Source organism: Cupriavidus plantarum (assembly GCF_905397285.1).
GTDB lineage: Bacteria > Pseudomonadota > Gammaproteobacteria > Burkholderiales > Burkholderiaceae > Cupriavidus > Cupriavidus plantarum.
In genome coordinates this window covers 123207-139304 of record NZ_CAJPUX010000007.1, presented here as the reverse complement: position 1 = coordinate 139304, position 16098 = coordinate 123207, and the positions used below count along the sequence as shown (strand labels likewise).

Annotated in this window: 14 protein-coding genes and 1 tRNA gene; 7 read left to right on the top strand and 8 right to left on the bottom strand. The window is 66.5% G+C overall.

Features of this window, described 5'->3' with window-relative positions:
- Together KHP16_RS24755 and gloB are read right to left on the bottom strand one after the other, a co-directional pair.
- On the bottom strand, positions 1-1538 hold a 1538-nt coding region (locus tag KHP16_RS24755), incomplete at its 3' end, for a transglycosylase SLT domain-containing protein (RefSeq protein WP_211961334.1).
- Positions 1539-1655: 117 nt separating this feature from the next.
- Positions 1656-2459 carry a hydroxyacylglutathione hydrolase gene (gene gloB / locus KHP16_RS24750; RefSeq protein ID WP_211961333.1) on the bottom strand — a complete coding sequence of 268 codons (804 nt, stop codon included), beginning with the start codon at positions 2457-2459 and terminating at the stop codon, positions 1656-1658.
- Between the two features lie 11 nt (positions 2460-2470).
- On the opposite strand from gloB, the gene KHP16_RS24745 reads away from it, so the two are divergent.
- From KHP16_RS24745 to KHP16_RS24730, 4 genes are all read left to right on the top strand, one after another.
- Positions 2471-3265, top strand: a complete 795-nt coding sequence (locus KHP16_RS24745; RefSeq protein ID WP_109580640.1) for a class I SAM-dependent methyltransferase — start codon at positions 2471-2473, stop codon at positions 3263-3265.
- A gap of 6 nt (positions 3266-3271) precedes the next feature.
- Positions 3272-3709, top strand: a complete 438-nt coding sequence (gene rnhA, locus KHP16_RS24740; RefSeq protein WP_109580639.1) for a ribonuclease HI — start codon at positions 3272-3274, stop codon at positions 3707-3709.
- 23 nt (positions 3710-3732) lie between these two features.
- The gene (gene dnaQ / locus KHP16_RS24735; protein ID WP_109580638.1) at positions 3733-4467 is read left to right on the top strand and encodes a DNA polymerase III subunit epsilon; all 735 of its coding nucleotides are present in this window, start codon (positions 3733-3735) and stop codon (positions 4465-4467) included.
- 174 nt (positions 4468-4641) lie between these two features.
- Positions 4642-4716: transfer RNA gene (locus KHP16_RS24730), tRNA-Val, on the top strand.
- Positions 4717-4802: 86 nt separating this feature from the next.
- Here the strand turns inward: KHP16_RS24730 and bluB are convergent.
- A complete protein-coding gene (bluB, locus tag KHP16_RS24725; RefSeq protein WP_415831338.1) occupies positions 4803-5495 on the bottom strand; it encodes a 5,6-dimethylbenzimidazole synthase in 693 nt (230 codons plus the stop codon).
- Positions 5496-5583: 88 nt separating this feature from the next.
- A complete protein-coding gene (locus KHP16_RS24720) occupies positions 5584-8499 on the bottom strand; it encodes an HD domain-containing phosphohydrolase (protein WP_244836021.1) in 2916 nt (971 codons plus the stop codon).
- A 154-nt stretch (positions 8500-8653) separates the two neighbouring features.
- Between KHP16_RS24720 and KHP16_RS24715 the strand changes: the two genes are divergently transcribed.
- Entirely contained in the window at positions 8654-9283 is a 630-nt protein-coding gene (locus KHP16_RS24715) for a flavin reductase family protein (RefSeq protein ID WP_121490693.1), read from the top strand.
- An 87-nt stretch (positions 9284-9370) separates the two neighbouring features.
- On the top strand, positions 9371-10030 hold the full coding sequence (locus KHP16_RS24710; protein ID WP_109580635.1) for a hypothetical protein: 660 nt from the start codon (positions 9371-9373) through the stop codon (positions 10028-10030).
- Here the strand turns inward: KHP16_RS24710 and waaC are convergent.
- Positions 9991-10989 carry a lipopolysaccharide heptosyltransferase I gene (waaC, locus tag KHP16_RS24705; protein WP_211961331.1) on the bottom strand — a complete coding sequence of 333 codons (999 nt, stop codon included), beginning with the start codon at positions 10987-10989 and terminating at the stop codon, positions 9991-9993. The two genes, KHP16_RS24710 and waaC, sit on opposite strands and share 40 nt — an antisense overlap.
- Positions 10990-11076: 87 nt before the next feature.
- A complete protein-coding gene (locus tag KHP16_RS24700; protein WP_109580633.1) occupies positions 11077-11676 on the bottom strand; it encodes a cysteine hydrolase family protein in 600 nt (199 codons plus the stop codon).
- Positions 11677-11932: 256 nt separating this feature from the next.
- On the opposite strand from KHP16_RS24700, the gene KHP16_RS24695 reads away from it, so the two are divergent.
- Positions 11933-13912, top strand: coding sequence for a sensor domain-containing diguanylate cyclase (locus KHP16_RS24695; protein ID WP_244836026.1), 1980 nt, complete (start codon positions 11933-11935; stop codon positions 13910-13912).
- 27 nt (positions 13913-13939) lie between these two features.
- Here the strand turns inward: KHP16_RS24695 and KHP16_RS24690 are convergent, their stop codons facing one another.
- Positions 13940-15679, bottom strand: a complete 1740-nt coding sequence (locus KHP16_RS24690) for an ABC transporter substrate-binding protein (RefSeq protein WP_109580632.1) — start codon at positions 15677-15679, stop codon at positions 13940-13942.
- A 104-nt stretch (positions 15680-15783) separates the two neighbouring features.
- A complete protein-coding gene (locus KHP16_RS24685; protein WP_109580631.1) occupies positions 15784-16092 on the bottom strand; it encodes a DUF2160 domain-containing protein in 309 nt (102 codons plus the stop codon).
- Positions 16093-16098 lie beyond the last annotated feature (6 nt).

Sequence of the window (16098 nt, the reverse complement as noted above, 5' to 3'; positions counted from 1 at the left end):
GTCTTGCCGCGTGCCTGCACTTCGTGCGCGGCCCGCGCGGAGCGGCCCTTCGGCGATGGTGCGCCGACACGCGCGGGCGGCTCGGGCGGCTCGGCTGCCGCGCGCGCGGCCACGGACGGCCGCACCATCAGCACGAGGCTCTGCCCGGACACGAGTTTGCTGCCCGAGAGTTTGTTCCACGACTGCACCTGCCGCACCGACACGCCATAGCGGCGCGCAACGCTGGCCACGGTATCGCGGCGGCCCGCCTTGACGACGATGCGCTGTGCATCGGGTACATCGGGCTCCACGAGCATCATGGCGGTTTCCGCGACCGAGGCGCTGATATCCTGATCGTGCGGCCCCGTGCGCGGGATCATCACGGTCGAACCGGCCTTCAGCCGCATGCCCTTCGGAATCCGGTTGATCTCGCGCAGCGTGTCGGCATCGACGTTGAGGCGAGCGGCCAGCGCCTCGACACGTTCGCGGCTGTCCACGGTCACCGCGGTCCAGCTGGAAAGGCCGCCACGGTACGTGTTGAGGTTGTACTGGAAACGCTCGGCGTTATCGAACGGCAGCAGGATCTGCGGATTCGCGGCGCCCAGGATCACGGGCTTGTTGAACGACGGGTTCAGCGCCTTGAATTCCTCGATCGGCATGTTCGCGAGCTTCGCGGCCAGCGCCACGTCGATGTCGCGCGACGTCGTCACCGTGACGAAGTACGGATGATCGGGAATATCGGGCAGCTTCACGCCATACGCGGCCGGGTTGGCGATGATGTTCTTCACCGCCTGCAGCTTGGGCACGTAGTAGCGCGTCTCGTTCGGCATCGTCAGGCTGGCATAGTCCGTGGGCAGCCCGCGGGCCTGATTGCGCGCGATCGCGCGCGAGACCGCGCCCTCCCCCCAGTTGTACGCGGCGAGCGCCAGATGCCAGTCGCCGAACATGTCGTAGAGCCGCCCGAGGTAGTCGAGCGCCGCGTCCGTGGACGCGAGCACGTCGCGCCGCTCGTCGCGGAACATGTTCTGCTTGAGGTTGTACGTCTTGCCCGTGCTCGGGATGAACTGCCACATGCCGGCCGCCTTGGCCGTGGACTCCGCCTGCGGATTGAACGCGCTCTCGACGAACGGCAGCAGCGCGAGCTCGGTCGGCATCTTCCGCCGTTCCAGTTCCTCGACGATGTGATAGAGGTACCGGCTCGACCGGCCTACCATGCGCTCCATATACTCCGGGCGCGCCGCATACCATTGCGTGCGATCGTCAACGAGCGTGCCTTCGAGGTCCTGCATCGCAAAGCCACGGCGGATGCGGTCCCAGATATCGGTCGAGGGGCCGCGCATCCAGTCCACGCTGACCTCATCGACGTTGATCACGGTCGTGCTCGACAGGCTGCCGGCGGTGCCGGTGCTGTTGAGCGTATTGAGCGGGTCCTTCTTGCTGCTGTCCACCAGCGAGGTCGTGGCGCCGGCAGTGGCGCCTGTGGGCGGGGTCGGTGTGCTGGCGCAGGCTGCTAACAGCGCGGCACATGCAAAAACCGCCAGAAGTCGACCAAATTTCATTAAGTTCTCGGAAAGTGACGCCAAAAAGTTTGCATGATGCTATGGAAATGACGCGGACGCGTCAATGAGATTTTCCCCATCGACGCGCGTCAGGCCGCGTTTTTCGCCGGCCGCAGCTCAGCGGAAGCTGTCCTTCCATGCCCGCAACGCGCCAAAGGCGGATGCGTCGTCGGCCGTGCTGCCGCCCTGCGCCTGCACGGCCTGCCGCACGGACGGTTCGCGCGAACGCAGGAACGGATTGACCGCGCGCTCGTGCGCCACGGTCGTCGGCAGTGTTGGCTCGCCCGCCTCGCGCAGCGCGTCCACGCGAGCGGACCACGCGGCCAGCGCCGCGTTTGCCGGTTCCACGGCCCGTGCGAACTTCACATTGCTGCGCGTGTATTCGTGCGCGCAGTAGACGCGCGTCTCGCCGGGCAGCGCCGCGAACTTGTCCAGCGAGTCCAGCATCTGGGCCGGCGTGCCCTCGAACAGCCGGCCGCAGCCGCTGGCGAACATCGTGTCGCCGCAGAACAGCGCGGGCCCGTCGGTTTCGCCCTTATCGGCCACGAAGGCCACGTGGCCGGCGGTGTGGCCGGGGACGTCGAGCACCCGCAGGGTCAGCGCGGGATGCCGCAGCGCAACGGTGTCGCCTTCCCGCACCGCCTGCGTGCGGCCGCCGATGCGTTCGCCGGCCGGCCCGACCACGGGCATCGGGGCGCCATCGGGACCGTTGGGATGCGCGGCCAGCAGGTCCGCGACACCGCCCTGATGATCCCCATGGTGATGGGTGATTACAATAGCGCCCAGAGCGAGCCCACGTTCGGCGAGAAATCGCTCGACCGGCGCGGCTTCACCCGGGTCCACGATCGCGGCGCTATGCCCATCGTGGATCGCCCAGATATAGTTGTCCTGGAATGCGGGGATCGGCTCCACCTTCAACATGTGTGCTCCTTATGTCCAACCGTCCGATTATAAATTGGGAAGATTGGCTGGCCTCGCCTCCCGGGCAGTACATGCTCGACTGGGAAAGCCGGCAGTATGACCGGACCGTGGCGGACATCTTCGGCTACCACGCCGTACAGATGGGCCTGCCGGCGATCGACACGCTCCGCGAGAACCGCATGCCGTTCTCCGCCCTCGCGCTCGACGGCCGCGCCGGACCCCATGGTCCGCGCGAGGGCCATATCGACGCGCGCCAGCTATTGTGCCGCTTCGACGAATTGCCGTTCGAGACCCAGAGTATCGACCTGGTCACGCTGCCGCACATCCTCGAGTTCTCGGAGGACCCGCACGAAGTGCTGCGCGAGGTCTCGCGCGTGCTGGTGCCCGAGGGTCGCGTCGTCGTGACCTGCTTCAATCCGATGAGCCTGTGGGGCGCGCGGCAGGGTCTGAACCGGCTTGGCGCGTCGCCTTTCCTGCCCAGCGATGCCCAGACCATCGGCTTCGTCCGCATCAAGGACTGGCTCAAGCTGCTCGGCTTCGATATCATCCGCGGCCGCTTCGGCTGTTACTGTCCGCCCTACCGGACCGACCGCTGGCTACAGCGCATGGCCTTTCTCGAGAAGGCCGGCGACCGCTGGTGGCCGATCTTCGGTTCGGTCTACATGATCTCGGCCGTCAAGCGCGTGCGCAATATCCGTCTGGTCGGCCCGGCATGGAAGACCTCCAAGCCCGCGCTGGCCCCCGTATCCGCGCCGGTGGCCACGCCCACCGGCACCCATGGCAAGACTCCCGGCGAGGAGCGTTGAGCATTCATGCAAGAAGTCACGATTTATTCCGATGGCGCCTGCAAGGGCAACCCCGGCCCCGGCGGCTGGGGCGCGGTCCTTGTTGCCGGCGGCAACGAGAAAGAACTGTTCGGCGGTGAAAACCCGACCACCAACAACCGCATGGAACTCATGGCGGTCATCGAGGCGTTGCGCGCGCTCAAGCGGCCGTGCGTGGTCAAGGTCTACACGGACTCCCAGTACGTGCAGAAAGGCATCAGCGAATGGATCCGCGGCTGGAAGGCGCGCGGCTGGCTGACCGCCGAGAAGAAGCCGGTCAAGAACGCGGACCTGTGGCAGCAGCTGGACGAACTCGTGCAGCCGCACGAGATCAGCTGGCACTGGGTCCGGGGCCACAACGGCCATCCGGGCAACGAACGCGCGGACGCGCTGGCCAATCGCGGCGTGGCGTCCATCGGCAGCTGACCCATCCGGTAGAATCCCGCCCCATGCGACAGATCATTCTCGATACCGAAACCACCGGCCTCAATGCGAACGGCGGCGACCGCCTGATCGAAATCGGCTGCGTCGAAATGGTGAATCGGCGCCTGACCGGCCGCCGCCTGCACCTTTACGTGCATCCGGAGCGCGATATTCCGGAAGAAGCGATCGCCGTGCACGGCATTACGCTCGAGTCCCTGATCGGCAAACCCAAATTCGCCGAGGTCGCGCACGAGATCCGCGAATTCGTTCAGGACGCCGAGCTGATCATCCACAACGCGGCGTTCGACATGGGCTTTCTGGAAATGGAATTCCAGCTGGCCGGACTGCCCTCGTTCCGCGAGTGCGTGGGCGGCGTCATCGACACGCTGCGCGAGGCACGCCAGATGTTCCCCGGCAAGCGTAACTCGCTGGACGCGCTGTGCGACCGCCTCGGCGTGAGCAACGCGCACCGCACGCTGCACGGCGCATTGCTCGATGCCGAACTGCTCGCCGAGGTCTACCTGGCCATGACGCGCGGCCAGAACTCGCTGGTCATCGACATGATCGACACCAGCGCGGGCACGGGCCAGACCGCCTCCACCGCGGACCTGTCCGCCCTCACCCTGCCGGTGCTGCTGGCCACCGACGACGAACTGTCCGCGCATGCCTCCGTGCTGAAGGAACTGGACAAGGCGAGCGGCGGCAGGACGGTGTGGAAAGACCTCTCCGGCGAACTCGCCGCACCCGCGGCGCTGCAGTAATCGCCACGGTAAAAAAGTTCGAAAAAGGGCTTTACAAGATACTGTTGCCCCTGCATAATCTCGTTTCTTCGCAGCACGCGCAGCAGTCAAACGCGGCGACGCAGCGAACGACCCGGGGAAACCCAACCGGTGTGCAACAAGTCTCGCAGTATCCAGGACGTGCACCATCCGATTGGGCGGTTAGCTCAGTGGTAGAGCACTGCCTTCACACGGCAGGGGTCGCAGGTTCGAACCCTGCACCGCCCACCAGAATTCGATAAAAAGCCAGCCTCGCGCTGGCTTTTTTGTTTTCCGCCCCTCCCCCTCGCCGTCTCTTTCTCACCTTTCAAGTTTTCCTACTTTTCCCCGGGCGCCGACACCTCCCACAACATCTCTCCCAACGGCCGCCGTTCGCGCCAGCCGATTTGCTCCAGCATCGGGGCGTCGTAGAACGATGGGACCGGGCCGAGGCACAGGAGGCCGAGGGGTTTTGCGCCTTTGGGAAGTTGCAGCGCCTGCGCGAGGGTCTGGGGGTCGAACATCGAGACCCAGCCGAGGCCGAGGTTTTCGGCGCGGGCGGCGAGCCAGAGGTTCTGGATGGCGCAGGCGGCCGAGGCGATGGCCATGTCTTGTGGCATCGTGCGGCGGCCGAAGAGGGTGCCGTCGTCGGGGGGCAGGACGATGGCCAGAAGTTCGGCGCAGTCGCGGATGCCTTCCACCTTGATACGCAGGAACTCCGCTTCGCGTTCGCCCAGCGCTTTGGCCGTGGCGAGGCGCTCGGCTTCCACCAGGGACAGCAGGCGCTCGCGCCAGGCGAGGGTGCTCAGGCGCACGAAGCGCCAGGGTTGCATCAGGCCCACCGAAGGGGCCTGGTTGGCCGCGTGGAGCAGGCGCTCCAGTTGCGCATCGGGGAGTGGCGGGCCGGGCGTGAAGTGGCGGCAGTCGCGGCGTAGCGCGATGATGCGATACAGCGCGTCGCGTTCCGCGTCGGTGACCGTGTGCGTGAGCCCCGGCAGCGTCTCGCCTGCCAGCCCCATACCCGGTTCCATACCCGGTTCCATACCCGGTTCCATACCCGCTTCCGTATCCCGTGCCGTACCCCGCTCCGCACCGCGTCCGCCGCCCGGCGTTCCTGCTTCAGATGACAACACCCTCTCCTACGTAACGTCCGACATCGACCTCGTCGATCTGCTCGGGCGCCATGAAACGTTCCGCGTACTGCCGATACACCCCCGACGTCAGGAACAGGTCGAACAGCTCCGGATCGATATGCTGCTTGCGCTTCAGCTGATACAGGATCTCCACCGCCTGCGACAGCGACTTCGGGCGCTTGTACGGCCGGTCTACGGCCGTCAGCGCCTCGAAGATATCGGCAATCGCCATCATGCGGGCCAGTGGGCTCATCTCGTCGCCGCGCAAGCCGCGCGGATAGCCCGTGCCGTCCATCTTCTCGTGATGACCGCCCGCAATCTCCGGCACCTGCCGCAGATGCTTGGGAAACGGCAGCCGCGACAGCATGATCTGCGTCTGCACGATATGGTCCTCGATCTTGAACCGCTCCTCCGCGCTCAGCGTGCCGCGCGCGACGAGCAGGTTGTGCAGTTCGCCGCGATCATACAGGTTGGCCGGCGTATCGAGGCGGAAGCCCCATGGGTTGTCGCGCGGAATCACGTCGCGCGGCCCGCGTTCGATCACGTGGTCCGCACGGTCCGCGAGCAGCGGTTCCACGGCCGGCAACGGCACGACCGGCAGGCGCGCCTTGCGCGTGCGCTCCTCGTACGAGATGCCAAGCCGGTCATCCAGCGTGCGCAGCCACGTCCGCGCCCCGATCGCGCGCAGGCGGTCGCGGTCCGCCTCGGCCATCGTCTCGCCCCCGATATTGCATCCCGCGACGAAGGCGAAATCGTCGTCGAGCTCCCGCAACGCGGCATCGCGGCGCGCCCGCGCGGCCTGCGGATCGTCGCCCGCCGCCACGCCACGCAGGCAGGCGATCTCCGCGTCGCGCTTGAGCACCTCGAAACGCATGCGCACTTCGTGAATGCGGTCGTAAAGCGTCTCCAGCTTGGTCGCCTTGTCGATGACGTACTCGGGCGTGGTGACCTTTCCGCAGTCGTGCAGCCACGCCGCCACATGCAGCGCCTCCCATTGCGAGTCGTCGAGCGAGAATGTGCCGTACGGCCCCTCCCGCGCATCGCAGGCCGCGCGCGCGAACATCTTGGTCAGTTCCGGCACGCGCGCGCAGTGCCCGCCCGTGTGTGGGCTCTTGGCGTCGATCGCCCCGGCCAGCAGCTTGATGAATGCATCGAACAGGTCGCGCTGCGCGCGCGTGAGGGCCTGCACCTCGAGCGCGCCCGCGCACAGGTTGGCGAGCGTGTTGACGAACGCGAGCTGCGCCTCCTCCATCGGCGTATCGCGGAAGATGAGGATCATGCCGACGAGATCGCGCTGATGGTTGATCAGCGGGATTGCCGCGGCATGGCAGGCGGCGGCGGGCGTCAGGCCACCGAGCCCCGCGTCCGCGAGCGTCACATGGGTGAGCCATTGCGCGCGCGCCGTGCCGTCCGCCGCGGCGGTACGAATCAGCGGCACCGTCTCCGCCAGCGTCGTACGGGCGATGGTCGCCGCGACCTCGCGTCCCTCGCGATCGAACGCGACCTCCGCGCGCATAGCCGCCTCATCGACGAGGTACAGCACGCCCGAATGACTGCCCGCCGCCGTCAGCATTTCGCGCAGCAGCTTCGGCAGCAGATCCTCGAGGCGCGTCTCCGCCGACACGGTCTGCATGACGGACAGAAACCGCTGGATGGTGCGGCGCATGTCGTCCATGCGCACGCCGAGCTCGTTGAGCTCGCTCACGCGAGAGCGGATGACGAACGGCTGCACGAAGTCGAACCGGCGCGTGGCATCCGCCTCCCGCGCCAGCGATTGCAGCGGCCGCGCGACGAAGCGCGCCGCGAACCAGATGACCGGCAGCGACAGCAGCAGGATCAGCGCGGACACGCCGATCTCGGTCAGCGCCTGCCGCGTCGCGGATTGCAGCAGCTCGTCCTGCGGAATCGCGGACAGCAGATACAGCGACTTGCCGCCGCTCGGCGTGAGCCGGTCGATCGTCGTGTACCAGGACTCGCCACCGGCGGCGAGCGTCTCCTGCAGACCCGTGGCCGCGCCAAGCTGGCTCACGCGCGCCACGAGCTTGTCCAGCACGGGCATCCCGTAATCGCCAATCTCGCCCGGCGACGATCCGCCAACGCTGTCCGCCTTGCGATCGATAGCGATCAGCCTGCCCTGCTGGTCGACGAGCGCGAGCATCGAGCGCGGGGTGGTCTTCTTGATGGCCAGCATCTGGCCGAGCGCGTTGAGCCGGAAGTCGCCGCCCACCACCGTGTTGTCGCCCGCGGGCATGGCGAGCGACGCGCCGGAGTCCCGATCGGAGAAGAACGTGTAAGGCTCCGTGCGGACCATCGTGCCGGCGGCCATGGCGGAGCGATACCACGGCCGCGCGCGCGGATCGTAGTTGTTGGCGAACTCGGGAATCGCGGCAGCGTGGATCACCGACAGGCTGTCGGCAAGGAAATAAATCTGGCCCACTTTGCGCGCCGCCTCCCCGACACCCTCGCCCTCGACGCTGCGCACGACGAACGATGCGCCGCGCGGCGCCTGGTACAGCGCGCGCTCCGCATCGTCGCGCAGGGGCCGCACGAAGAAGAACTCGCCGTCGCCGTAACCGACGTACAGCGATTGCAGGACCGGCGAGGTGTCGAGCGCATCGCGCACGAGCGGCAGCCGCGCGAGGCGCTCCGAAACGGTCGTCGCCTCCGCGAGCGAACTATGCGCGATCAGCCGGACCGCGAGCTGCGCGGGTCCGAGCAGCGCCTCCACGTCGTCCAGCGTCTCGCGGCTGAGCCGGTGGCGCGCCTCCGACGCGTTGGCCTCCAGCGCGGACTTGGTCATCAGGAAATTGATGCCGGCGGTCAGCGCGCAGACCAGCAGCACGAGCGAGCCAAACAGCGCCCATAGATAGACGTGAAGCGGGTAACTCCTGTGTTTGTTCATCGCCATCTCCGCATGAGGCGCTGCCTGATTTTTTTGAGCTCCCACCCTGAAGGCTGCCAAGAGTGTCAACCGCGGCCGTTGACTCGTCAAGCAGCCTTGCGCCCACCGTGCGAGACTAACGGTTTCCGTCCTGTTTTCTGAAGCGACCGATTCCATGAATGATTCCTCACGCACCGCCGGCGTGCATTTCTATCGCCCGCAAGACGGCCATCGGCTGGCCCACGATCCGTTCAAGGCTATCGTGGCGCCGCGCATGATCGGCTGGATCTCCAGCCGCGACGCGGAGGGCCGCCTCAATCTGGCGCCCTACAGTTTCTTCGGCGCGTTCGCCGGGAATCCGCCCGTCATTGGCTTCTCGAGCGAGGGCTACAAGGATTCGGTCCGCAATGTCGAGGCCACCGGCGAGTTCGTCTGGAACATGGCCACGCTGTCGCTGGCGGAAAAGATGAACGCCACTTCCGCGACCGTGCCGAGCGATGTCGACGAGTTCGCGCTCGCGGGGCTCACGCCTGTGGCGGGGCAGGCCGTGGACGTGCCGCACGTGGCCGAGTCCCCCGCGGCGCTCGAATGCAAGGTCATGCAGGTGATCCGCCTGACCGATATCGACGGCCAGCAAATGTCCAACTGGCTCGTGCTCGGACAGGTCGTCGGCGTGCATATCCGCGACGAGTTCCTCCGCGACGGCTTGTTCGACACGTTCCGCGCGCAGCCGATCATGCGCGCGGGCTATCGCGCCGACTATGCGCAGACAGGCCCGAGGTTCGAGATGATCCGTCCGAAATAAGGCGACAGCGATCCGCAACGGCGCCACATCGGTATAGCCTGTCCTGTCTGGCTTCAGGGCCTTTCAGCGACAGGGAGTGCTGATCCGATGTGGGCAATCGATGCAGCCTGCGCGCAAGCGCGCGCGTGGACCGGACCGTATCCCGCGCCGGCTGGCATCTTCGAGGTGCGGCCGCGGCGGCTGCCGTGCGACGCCCTGCCCGTCTACGACGACGAACTCGGCTGTGTGGTGGGATATCTGCGCACCCACGCGCGGCGCGGCCAGCTGATGAACCTCGATGGCGACGTCATCGCGGTCTGGGCCTGCAACGCGTTCCTGCCCGAGCCGGACCTGCGCGACGACGTGCTCGTGGTCGGCGGATTGTGGACGCCGCGCGTGCGTGGCATGACGCCGCTCGGCATCGCGGGCAGCGGCGCGCCGGTCATGCCCAACGCGGTGAGCATGCTGCGGCAGCATTTCATGGCGCTGGCGCAGGAACCGCTGTTCTATACCGAAGCGGCGCTCGCCCGGATGCAGGAACTCGCGCATTTCGTGCCCGTGCATATCCTGCGGCTGGCGCTGCGGCATGGGGATCGGCTCGCGCCGCCGGCCGGACTGGCCGGCGTGGCGCGCTATTCATCGCTGATGTGGCTGCGGCGGGTGCCGCATGTGCTCGACGTGGCCACGAGCGCGGACGGCCTCACCATCCTGCGCTTCGAGTACTGGCACTATGCCGGCGCCTGCATCGAACTGGCGCCGGCGGCCTGAGGCGTGGTGACCTGATCGACGGCGGCCATGACGTCCTCCACCGTCGGCGGCGCGCCGCGGTCCCCGATTGACAGCGACTGCCCGGGGGTATGGATGCCGAAGTGCTTTGCATCGGTGGCCGTGAACAGCATCACCGAGGGCTTGCCGAGCGCGTCCGCCAGATGCACGAAGCCCGTGTCCATGCCGACCACGAGCGCGGCGGCATCGACGCGTTGCGCCACTTCGGTAATCGTCATGCGCGGGAGTACTTCGGCACCCGGAATCTCGGCAGCGAGCGCTTCCGATTCCCGACGCTCCTTGTCGGAGCCCCACGGCAACTGGATGCGATAGCCACGCGCCGTCAGGGCCTGACCGACGCGGACCCAGTTGGCGTGCGGCCATTTCTTGATCTCGGCCGACGTCGCGTGGAACAGCATGCAGCGCGGCACGCCGTCCGTATTGAGCGGCGTGGCGGGAGCCGGCACGCGCAGCGCGTTGGTCTCGCGCGGCTCGATCTCGTAGCCGAGCGCGTTGGCCGTGACCAGACGCATCTTGTGGCGGCACGTGGCATCGCCGTGCGGGCCGAAGATATCGGTGTAGAAGACCTCCGCCTGCGGCTCGCCGAGGAATTCGGCGGCATAGCCGTAACGGCGCTTCGTGCGCGCCAGCCGCGCGACGATCGCGCTCTTGTAGACGCCGTGGACGTCGACCACCGCGTCGTACTTCTCGCGGCGCAGCTCGCGGATGGCCTTGAGGATGCCGCCGAGGTTCTTGAGGCTGCGCTGCTTCTTGAAGCCGCGCAGCGGGGGCGAGATGACGCGATCCACCCCAACCGCCCAGCGCGGAATGTCCGCGCAGGAGGCATCCGCGACCCAGTCGATCTTCGCTTCGGGATATGCGCGGCGCAGATCGGAGATCAGCGGCAGCGTGTGGACCATATCGCCGAGCGAGGTGATCTTGATGACGAGGATGCGCTTCATGCGGAGGCGGCGGCTGAGCCGGTCAAATTTTGCGAAGCCGCTAGTATGCCTGAGCGCGCGCGCGCACTCGCCACCCGACGCGGCGGCTCAATGCCAGGCCGACGCGTCCGGCACCACCGTTGCGAAGCGGTCGTGCAGCGCGGCCAGCGTCGCGCGATGCAGGGACGCGGCGGACAGCGGCTCGCCGCCGAGCGGATCGGGGAGGTCGCGCGTGGCACAGGCCGCGGCCACCACCGTGCAGCGATAGCCATGATCGAGCGCCGACCGTACCGTGGCGCTCACGCACATATGGGTCTGGAAGCCCGCGACGATCAGCTCTTTGCGGCCCAGCGCTTCCAGCCGCGCGGCCAGATCGGTGCCCGCGAAGCTGTTGGGCAGGTGCTTGACCACGGTGGCCTCGTCGCCCCGCGGCGTCAGCCGGTCGATGATCCGGGCGAAGCGGGTCTCCGGGTCGAACGCGCCGCCGGCCTTGCCGTGGTGGACGATATGCACCACGGGCGTGCCGTGCTCGCGCGCCAGCGCCAGCAGGTCCGCGCAGGCCGCGATGGCGGACGGCATGCCGGTCAGCGGCAGCCGGCCATCCACATACTCCTGCTGGTGGTCGACGATGACGAGCACGGCGTCCTGCCATGCGGAGGGCTTGCGGCTCGCGCCGGCGGCGTCGAGCAGGGTGAACGGGGCAGACATGGGGACCGGTTCCTTCCTCGAAAATATCGATACTAATTCACTTCGCGTACGACTTCACGGTTCCTAACGCGTCACATCACGTCGGCCTGAACACATCCATTTGGATTAGTGCGCGCATGCAGGGGGGGCAATCTGCTACGCTGCGAACCGGTTGCCTCAGAAATGGGCGGGTTGCTGGACAAAAGCCCAGGCACCAAGAACGGGTCAGTGCGCGCCAGTATTTTCATACCCGAGCGCGCATGAAAAAAACATGAACATGCGGCACTCCCTGAAGTACCGGATGGCGGTCGCGACTGCGCTCGTGGTCACGCTGGTCCTCGTGGTTCGCGCGGGGGTCTCGCAATACTACGCCTACGACAGCCTCAAGGCCCTGCTGGAAGACCAGCAAGACACCCTCGTCAAGATGGTCGCCGAGCAGCTCGACGAGAAGCTCGACTCGCGCGAGATCGTGCTCCGCCGGCTGGCGAAGCAGCTCGCGCCCGCCCTCTCCCGTCCCCCCTCGGAACTGCGCCGCATCGCCGCCGATGCCGTGGACATGCCCGAGAGTTTCAATGCCGTGCTCATGGCGTGGCCGGACGGCACGCTCGCGTTCAGCACCGCCGTGCCCGAGAGCTACAAGGTCAACGTCAGCGAGCGCGACTACTTCCAGGCCGTGGTCAAGGGCTCGCCCTTCTTCGTCTCCGACCTGCTCCAGGGCCGCTACTCGAACTCTCCCGGCGTGATTCTCGCGGTGCCGCTGAAGGGCCCGAACGGGGAACTGCTCGCCGTGGTCGGCGGCGTGCTCAATCTCAGTGGCAACAACTTCCTGCGCGAGGTGGCGCGCAGCCGCGTGGGGGTGACGGGCTACTACTGCCTGGTGTCGTCGACCGCCAGCCCGCGCTACGCGCTGCATCCGGTGGCCAGCAACGTGCTGCAGCCCGCGCGCGCCGTTGGCGAGGCATGCGGCGCGGAGCAGCCCGCGTCCGCGTGGGAATGGCTCTGGCCGAAGCAGCCGATCGTCGCGCGGCATCTGCTCGAAGCCAATGGCTGGCAGGTGGTGGCGGTGCTTCCCGCGCGGGAAGCCTTCGCGCCACTGGTCGAGATTCGCCAGCGGGCGATGGCCGCCGCGGTCATTTCGCTCCTGATCGCTGGCGTGCTGATGTGGCTGCTGATCCGGCAGATGCTCGCGCCGCTCGAACGGCTGCATCGCACGGTGCGGCAGGTGGCGACGCGGCCGACGGCCGTGGAAGAGCTGCCGCTTGGGCGCGAGGACGAGATCGGCGAACTCGCGACGGCGTTTTCCGAGGTCATGCATCAGTTGTCCGAGCGCGAGCGCGCGCTCGGGGCCGCGAAGGATCGCGCGGATGCGAGCGAGAAGCGCATGGAGGCGATTGCCAACCATGTGCCCGACTATGTGTCCTTTATCGACGCGTCGGAACGGTTTGCCTATGTCAATCAGGCCTACGCGAACCACTTCGGGCTACCGCCCTCGCAGATCGTGGGACTGACATTGCGCGAGCTATGGGGCACCACTGAGTACGTCGCCAACGAGCCGTACCTCGCGCAGGCGCGCGCCGGCGAGGCGGTCACCGTCACGCGGGAATGCGCGGATGGCGAGTGGGTGGAGGTCACCTACCAGCCCGCGTGGAACGAGGCGCGCGATGCGTTGACGGGCCTGCATATGTTCGCGCGAAACGTCACGGACGAACGGGCGCGTTTGCGGCATCTGGAGGCGCAGACGTTGTCGGATCACCTCACAGGGCTGCTAAACCGCAAGGGTTTCGATCGCCGGCTCGCGGACGTGATGGCCCGAGCCGATGCGCACGGGCATCGCGCGGCGCTGCTGCTCGTGGATCTGGACGATTTCAAGGCGGTCAACGATACGCATGGACATGCGGTGGGGGATCGGCTGCTCGTGGCGTTTGCGGAGCGGCTGAGCCATTGCGTCCGCAAGGGCGACGCGGTGGCGCGGATCGGCGGGGACGAATTCGCGATCATCCTGGAGAACGTGGGGAACCCCGCGACGGTGGACCGGCTGGCGCGGACGGTGGTGCAGGCGGCGATGCGGCCGCTGGTGATCGGCGAGCAGCCGTTCATGGCGACGGCCAGCGTGGGGAGCGCGCTGCATCAGCCCCATGCCGGGAGCTCGATCAGCGAGTGGTTCATGCGGGCGGATATGGCGCTGTATGAGGCGAAGCGCCACGGGAAGGCGCGGCATGCGTCGCCGGCTACGCTGGCGCCGGCGACGCTACCTTAAGGGAAAACCAAGCGAGAACTCCCGCGATTACCTGACCTTCCCTTCCTTCCAAGCCTGCAACAGCTTGTCATAGGCAATCGTCTCGCCCTTCGGCTTCTCGTTGTCGAGCTTCTTCCACGGCGCATGCTCCGACGACAGCCACTTCGACGCGTCGCTCTTCGGGTTGAGCTTGGGCGCGCACTGGCTCATGCCCGCGCGTTGCAGACGGGCCATGACCTGGTCCATCTCCTCGGCCAGCGTGTCCATTGCCGCCTGCGGCGTCTTCTCGCCCGTGACGGCAGTCGCCACGTTCTTCCACCACAGCTGCGCCAGCTTCGGATAGTCCGGCACATTGTTGCCCGTCGGCGTCCATGCCACCCGGGCCGGGCTGCGGTAGAACTCAATCAGGCCGCCATACTTCGCCGCGTTCTTGGTCAGGTACTCGTTGTTGATGTCGCTGTCGCGAATGAACGTCAGCCCCGTCAGCGACTTCTTCAGCGATACCGTCTTGGCGGTCACGAACTGCGCGTAGAGCCATGCCGCGGCCAGGCGATTCGGATCGGTGTTCTTGAAGAACGTCCACGACCCCACGTCCTGATAGCCGTTCTGCATGCCCTGCTTCCAGTACGGGCCATACGGCGACGGCGCCATGCGCCACTTCGGCGAGCCATCCGCGTTGACCACCGGCAGGCCCTTCTTGGTCATGTCGGCCGTGAATGCCGTGTACCAGAAGATCTGCTGCGCGACCTGTCCCTGCGCCGGCACCGGACCCGCTTCGGAGAACGTCATGCCCATGGCCTGCGGCGGCGCGTACTTCTTCATCCAATCGATGTACTTGGTCAGCGCATAGACGGCGGCCGGGCTGTTGGTGGCGCCGCCGCGCGACACCGAGGCGCCGACCGGCGTGCACTTGTCGTCCGCCACGCGAATGCCCCATTCGTCCACCGGCATGCCATTCGGCAGGCCCTTGTCGGCGGTGCCGGCCATCGACAGCCACGCATCCGTGAAGCGCCAGCCTAGCGACGGATCCTTCTTGCCGTAGTCCATGTGCCCATAGACCTTCTTGCCGTCCAGCTCCTTCACGTCGTTCGAGAAGAAGTTCGCGATGTCTTCGTACGCGGACCAGTTGGTCGGCACACCGAGGTCATAGCCGTACTTGGCCTTGAACTTGTCCTGCAGATCCTTGCGCGCGAACCAGTCCGCGCGGAACCAGTAGAGGTTGGCGAACTGCTGGTCGGGCAGCTGATAGAGCTTCCCGTCCGGCGCCGTCGTGAACTTGGTGCCGATAAAGTCCTTGAGGTCGATGTCCGGATTCGTGAACTCCTTGCCCGCGCCCGCCATGTAGTCGGACAGCGGCAGGATCGCGCCATAGCGATAGTGCGTGCCGATCAGGTCCGAGTCGGAGATCCAGCCGTCGTAGATCGACTTGCCGGACTGCATCGACGTCTGGAGCTTCTCGACGACGTCGCCTTCCTGGATCAGGTCGTGGTTGACCTTGATGCCGGTAATCTCCTCGAATGCCTTGGCCAGCGTCTTCGATTCGTATTCATGCGTGGTGATGGTTTCCGACACCACGTTGATCTGGTTCACGCCCTTGGCCTTGAGCTTGGCCGCGGCGTCGATGAACCACTTCATTTCCGCGAGCTGCTTGTCCTTGCTCAGCGACGACGGCTGGAACTCGCTGTCCACCCACTTCTTCGCTTCCGCTTCCCCTGCCGACGCGTGCCCGCACGCGAGCGCCGCCGCAAACGCCAGGGCCGACATCCCCAACCTTACGTGCTGTTTCATCAATGTCTCCTCAGGAACCCCCTCCCCGGATTTCTGTTTCTGGGATGGCGCCCCGGGGAAGAGAACAGGCGGCACAGCCCATGCATCACGTCAATCTTCCGACATCAGCCCTTGCGCATGATCCACAGCAGCACGACGAACGAGACGCCCGCGCTGATCCACACGGACGGCTCCTCGGCCAGCGAGAACCACGCCTGCATCTTCTCGCCGAGACCCACCCACGCGAGGTTGATCCAGGCCGCGCACATCAGGCCGATAAATAGCCGATCTCCACGTGTCGTCGCAATCGGGAGAAAACCCTTGCGCAGCACCGTCGGCGAACGCATTTCCCAGATCGTCATGCCGATCAGCATCAGTACCACGCTCGCGAAGAACACCGCCACGGGGGTGGTCCATACCATCCAGCTCAGCATCGGTCG

Bases quoted from the DNA above. Each gene is read 5' to 3' on its own strand.
- gloB (WP_211961333.1), bottom strand. From the start codon at position 2,459: ATGTTGAAGGTGGAGCCGATCCCCGCATTCCAGGACAACTATATCTGG.
- KHP16_RS24745 (WP_109580640.1), top strand. From the start codon at position 2,471: ATGTCCAACCGTCCGATTATAAATTGGGAAGATTGGCTGGCCTCGCCT.
- rnhA (WP_109580639.1), top strand. From the start codon at position 3,272: ATGCAAGAAGTCACGATTTATTCCGATGGCGCCTGCAAGGGCAACCCC.
- dnaQ (WP_109580638.1), top strand. From the start codon at position 3,733: ATGCGACAGATCATTCTCGATACCGAAACCACCGGCCTCAATGCGAAC.
- bluB (WP_415831338.1), bottom strand. From the start codon at position 5,495: ATGGAACCGGGTATGGGGCTGGCAGGCGAGACGCTGCCGGGGCTCACG.
- KHP16_RS24720 (WP_244836021.1), bottom strand. From the start codon at position 8,499: ATGAACAAACACAGGAGTTACCCGCTTCACGTCTATCTATGGGCGCTG.
- KHP16_RS24715 (WP_121490693.1), top strand. From the start codon at position 8,654: ATGAATGATTCCTCACGCACCGCCGGCGTGCATTTCTATCGCCCGCAA.
- KHP16_RS24710 (WP_109580635.1), top strand. From the start codon at position 9,371: ATGTGGGCAATCGATGCAGCCTGCGCGCAAGCGCGCGCGTGGACCGGA.
- waaC (WP_211961331.1), bottom strand. From the start codon at position 10,989: ATGAAGCGCATCCTCGTCATCAAGATCACCTCGCTCGGCGATATGGTC.
- KHP16_RS24700 (WP_109580633.1), bottom strand. From the start codon at position 11,676: ATGTCTGCCCCGTTCACCCTGCTCGACGCCGCCGGCGCGAGCCGCAAG.
- KHP16_RS24695 (WP_244836026.1), top strand. From the start codon at position 11,933: ATGCGGCACTCCCTGAAGTACCGGATGGCGGTCGCGACTGCGCTCGTG.
- KHP16_RS24690 (WP_109580632.1), bottom strand. From the start codon at position 15,679: ATGAAACAGCACGTAAGGTTGGGGATGTCGGCCCTGGCGTTTGCGGCG.
- KHP16_RS24685 (WP_109580631.1), bottom strand. From the start codon at position 16,092: ATGCTGAGCTGGATGGTATGGACCACCCCCGTGGCGGTGTTCTTCGCG.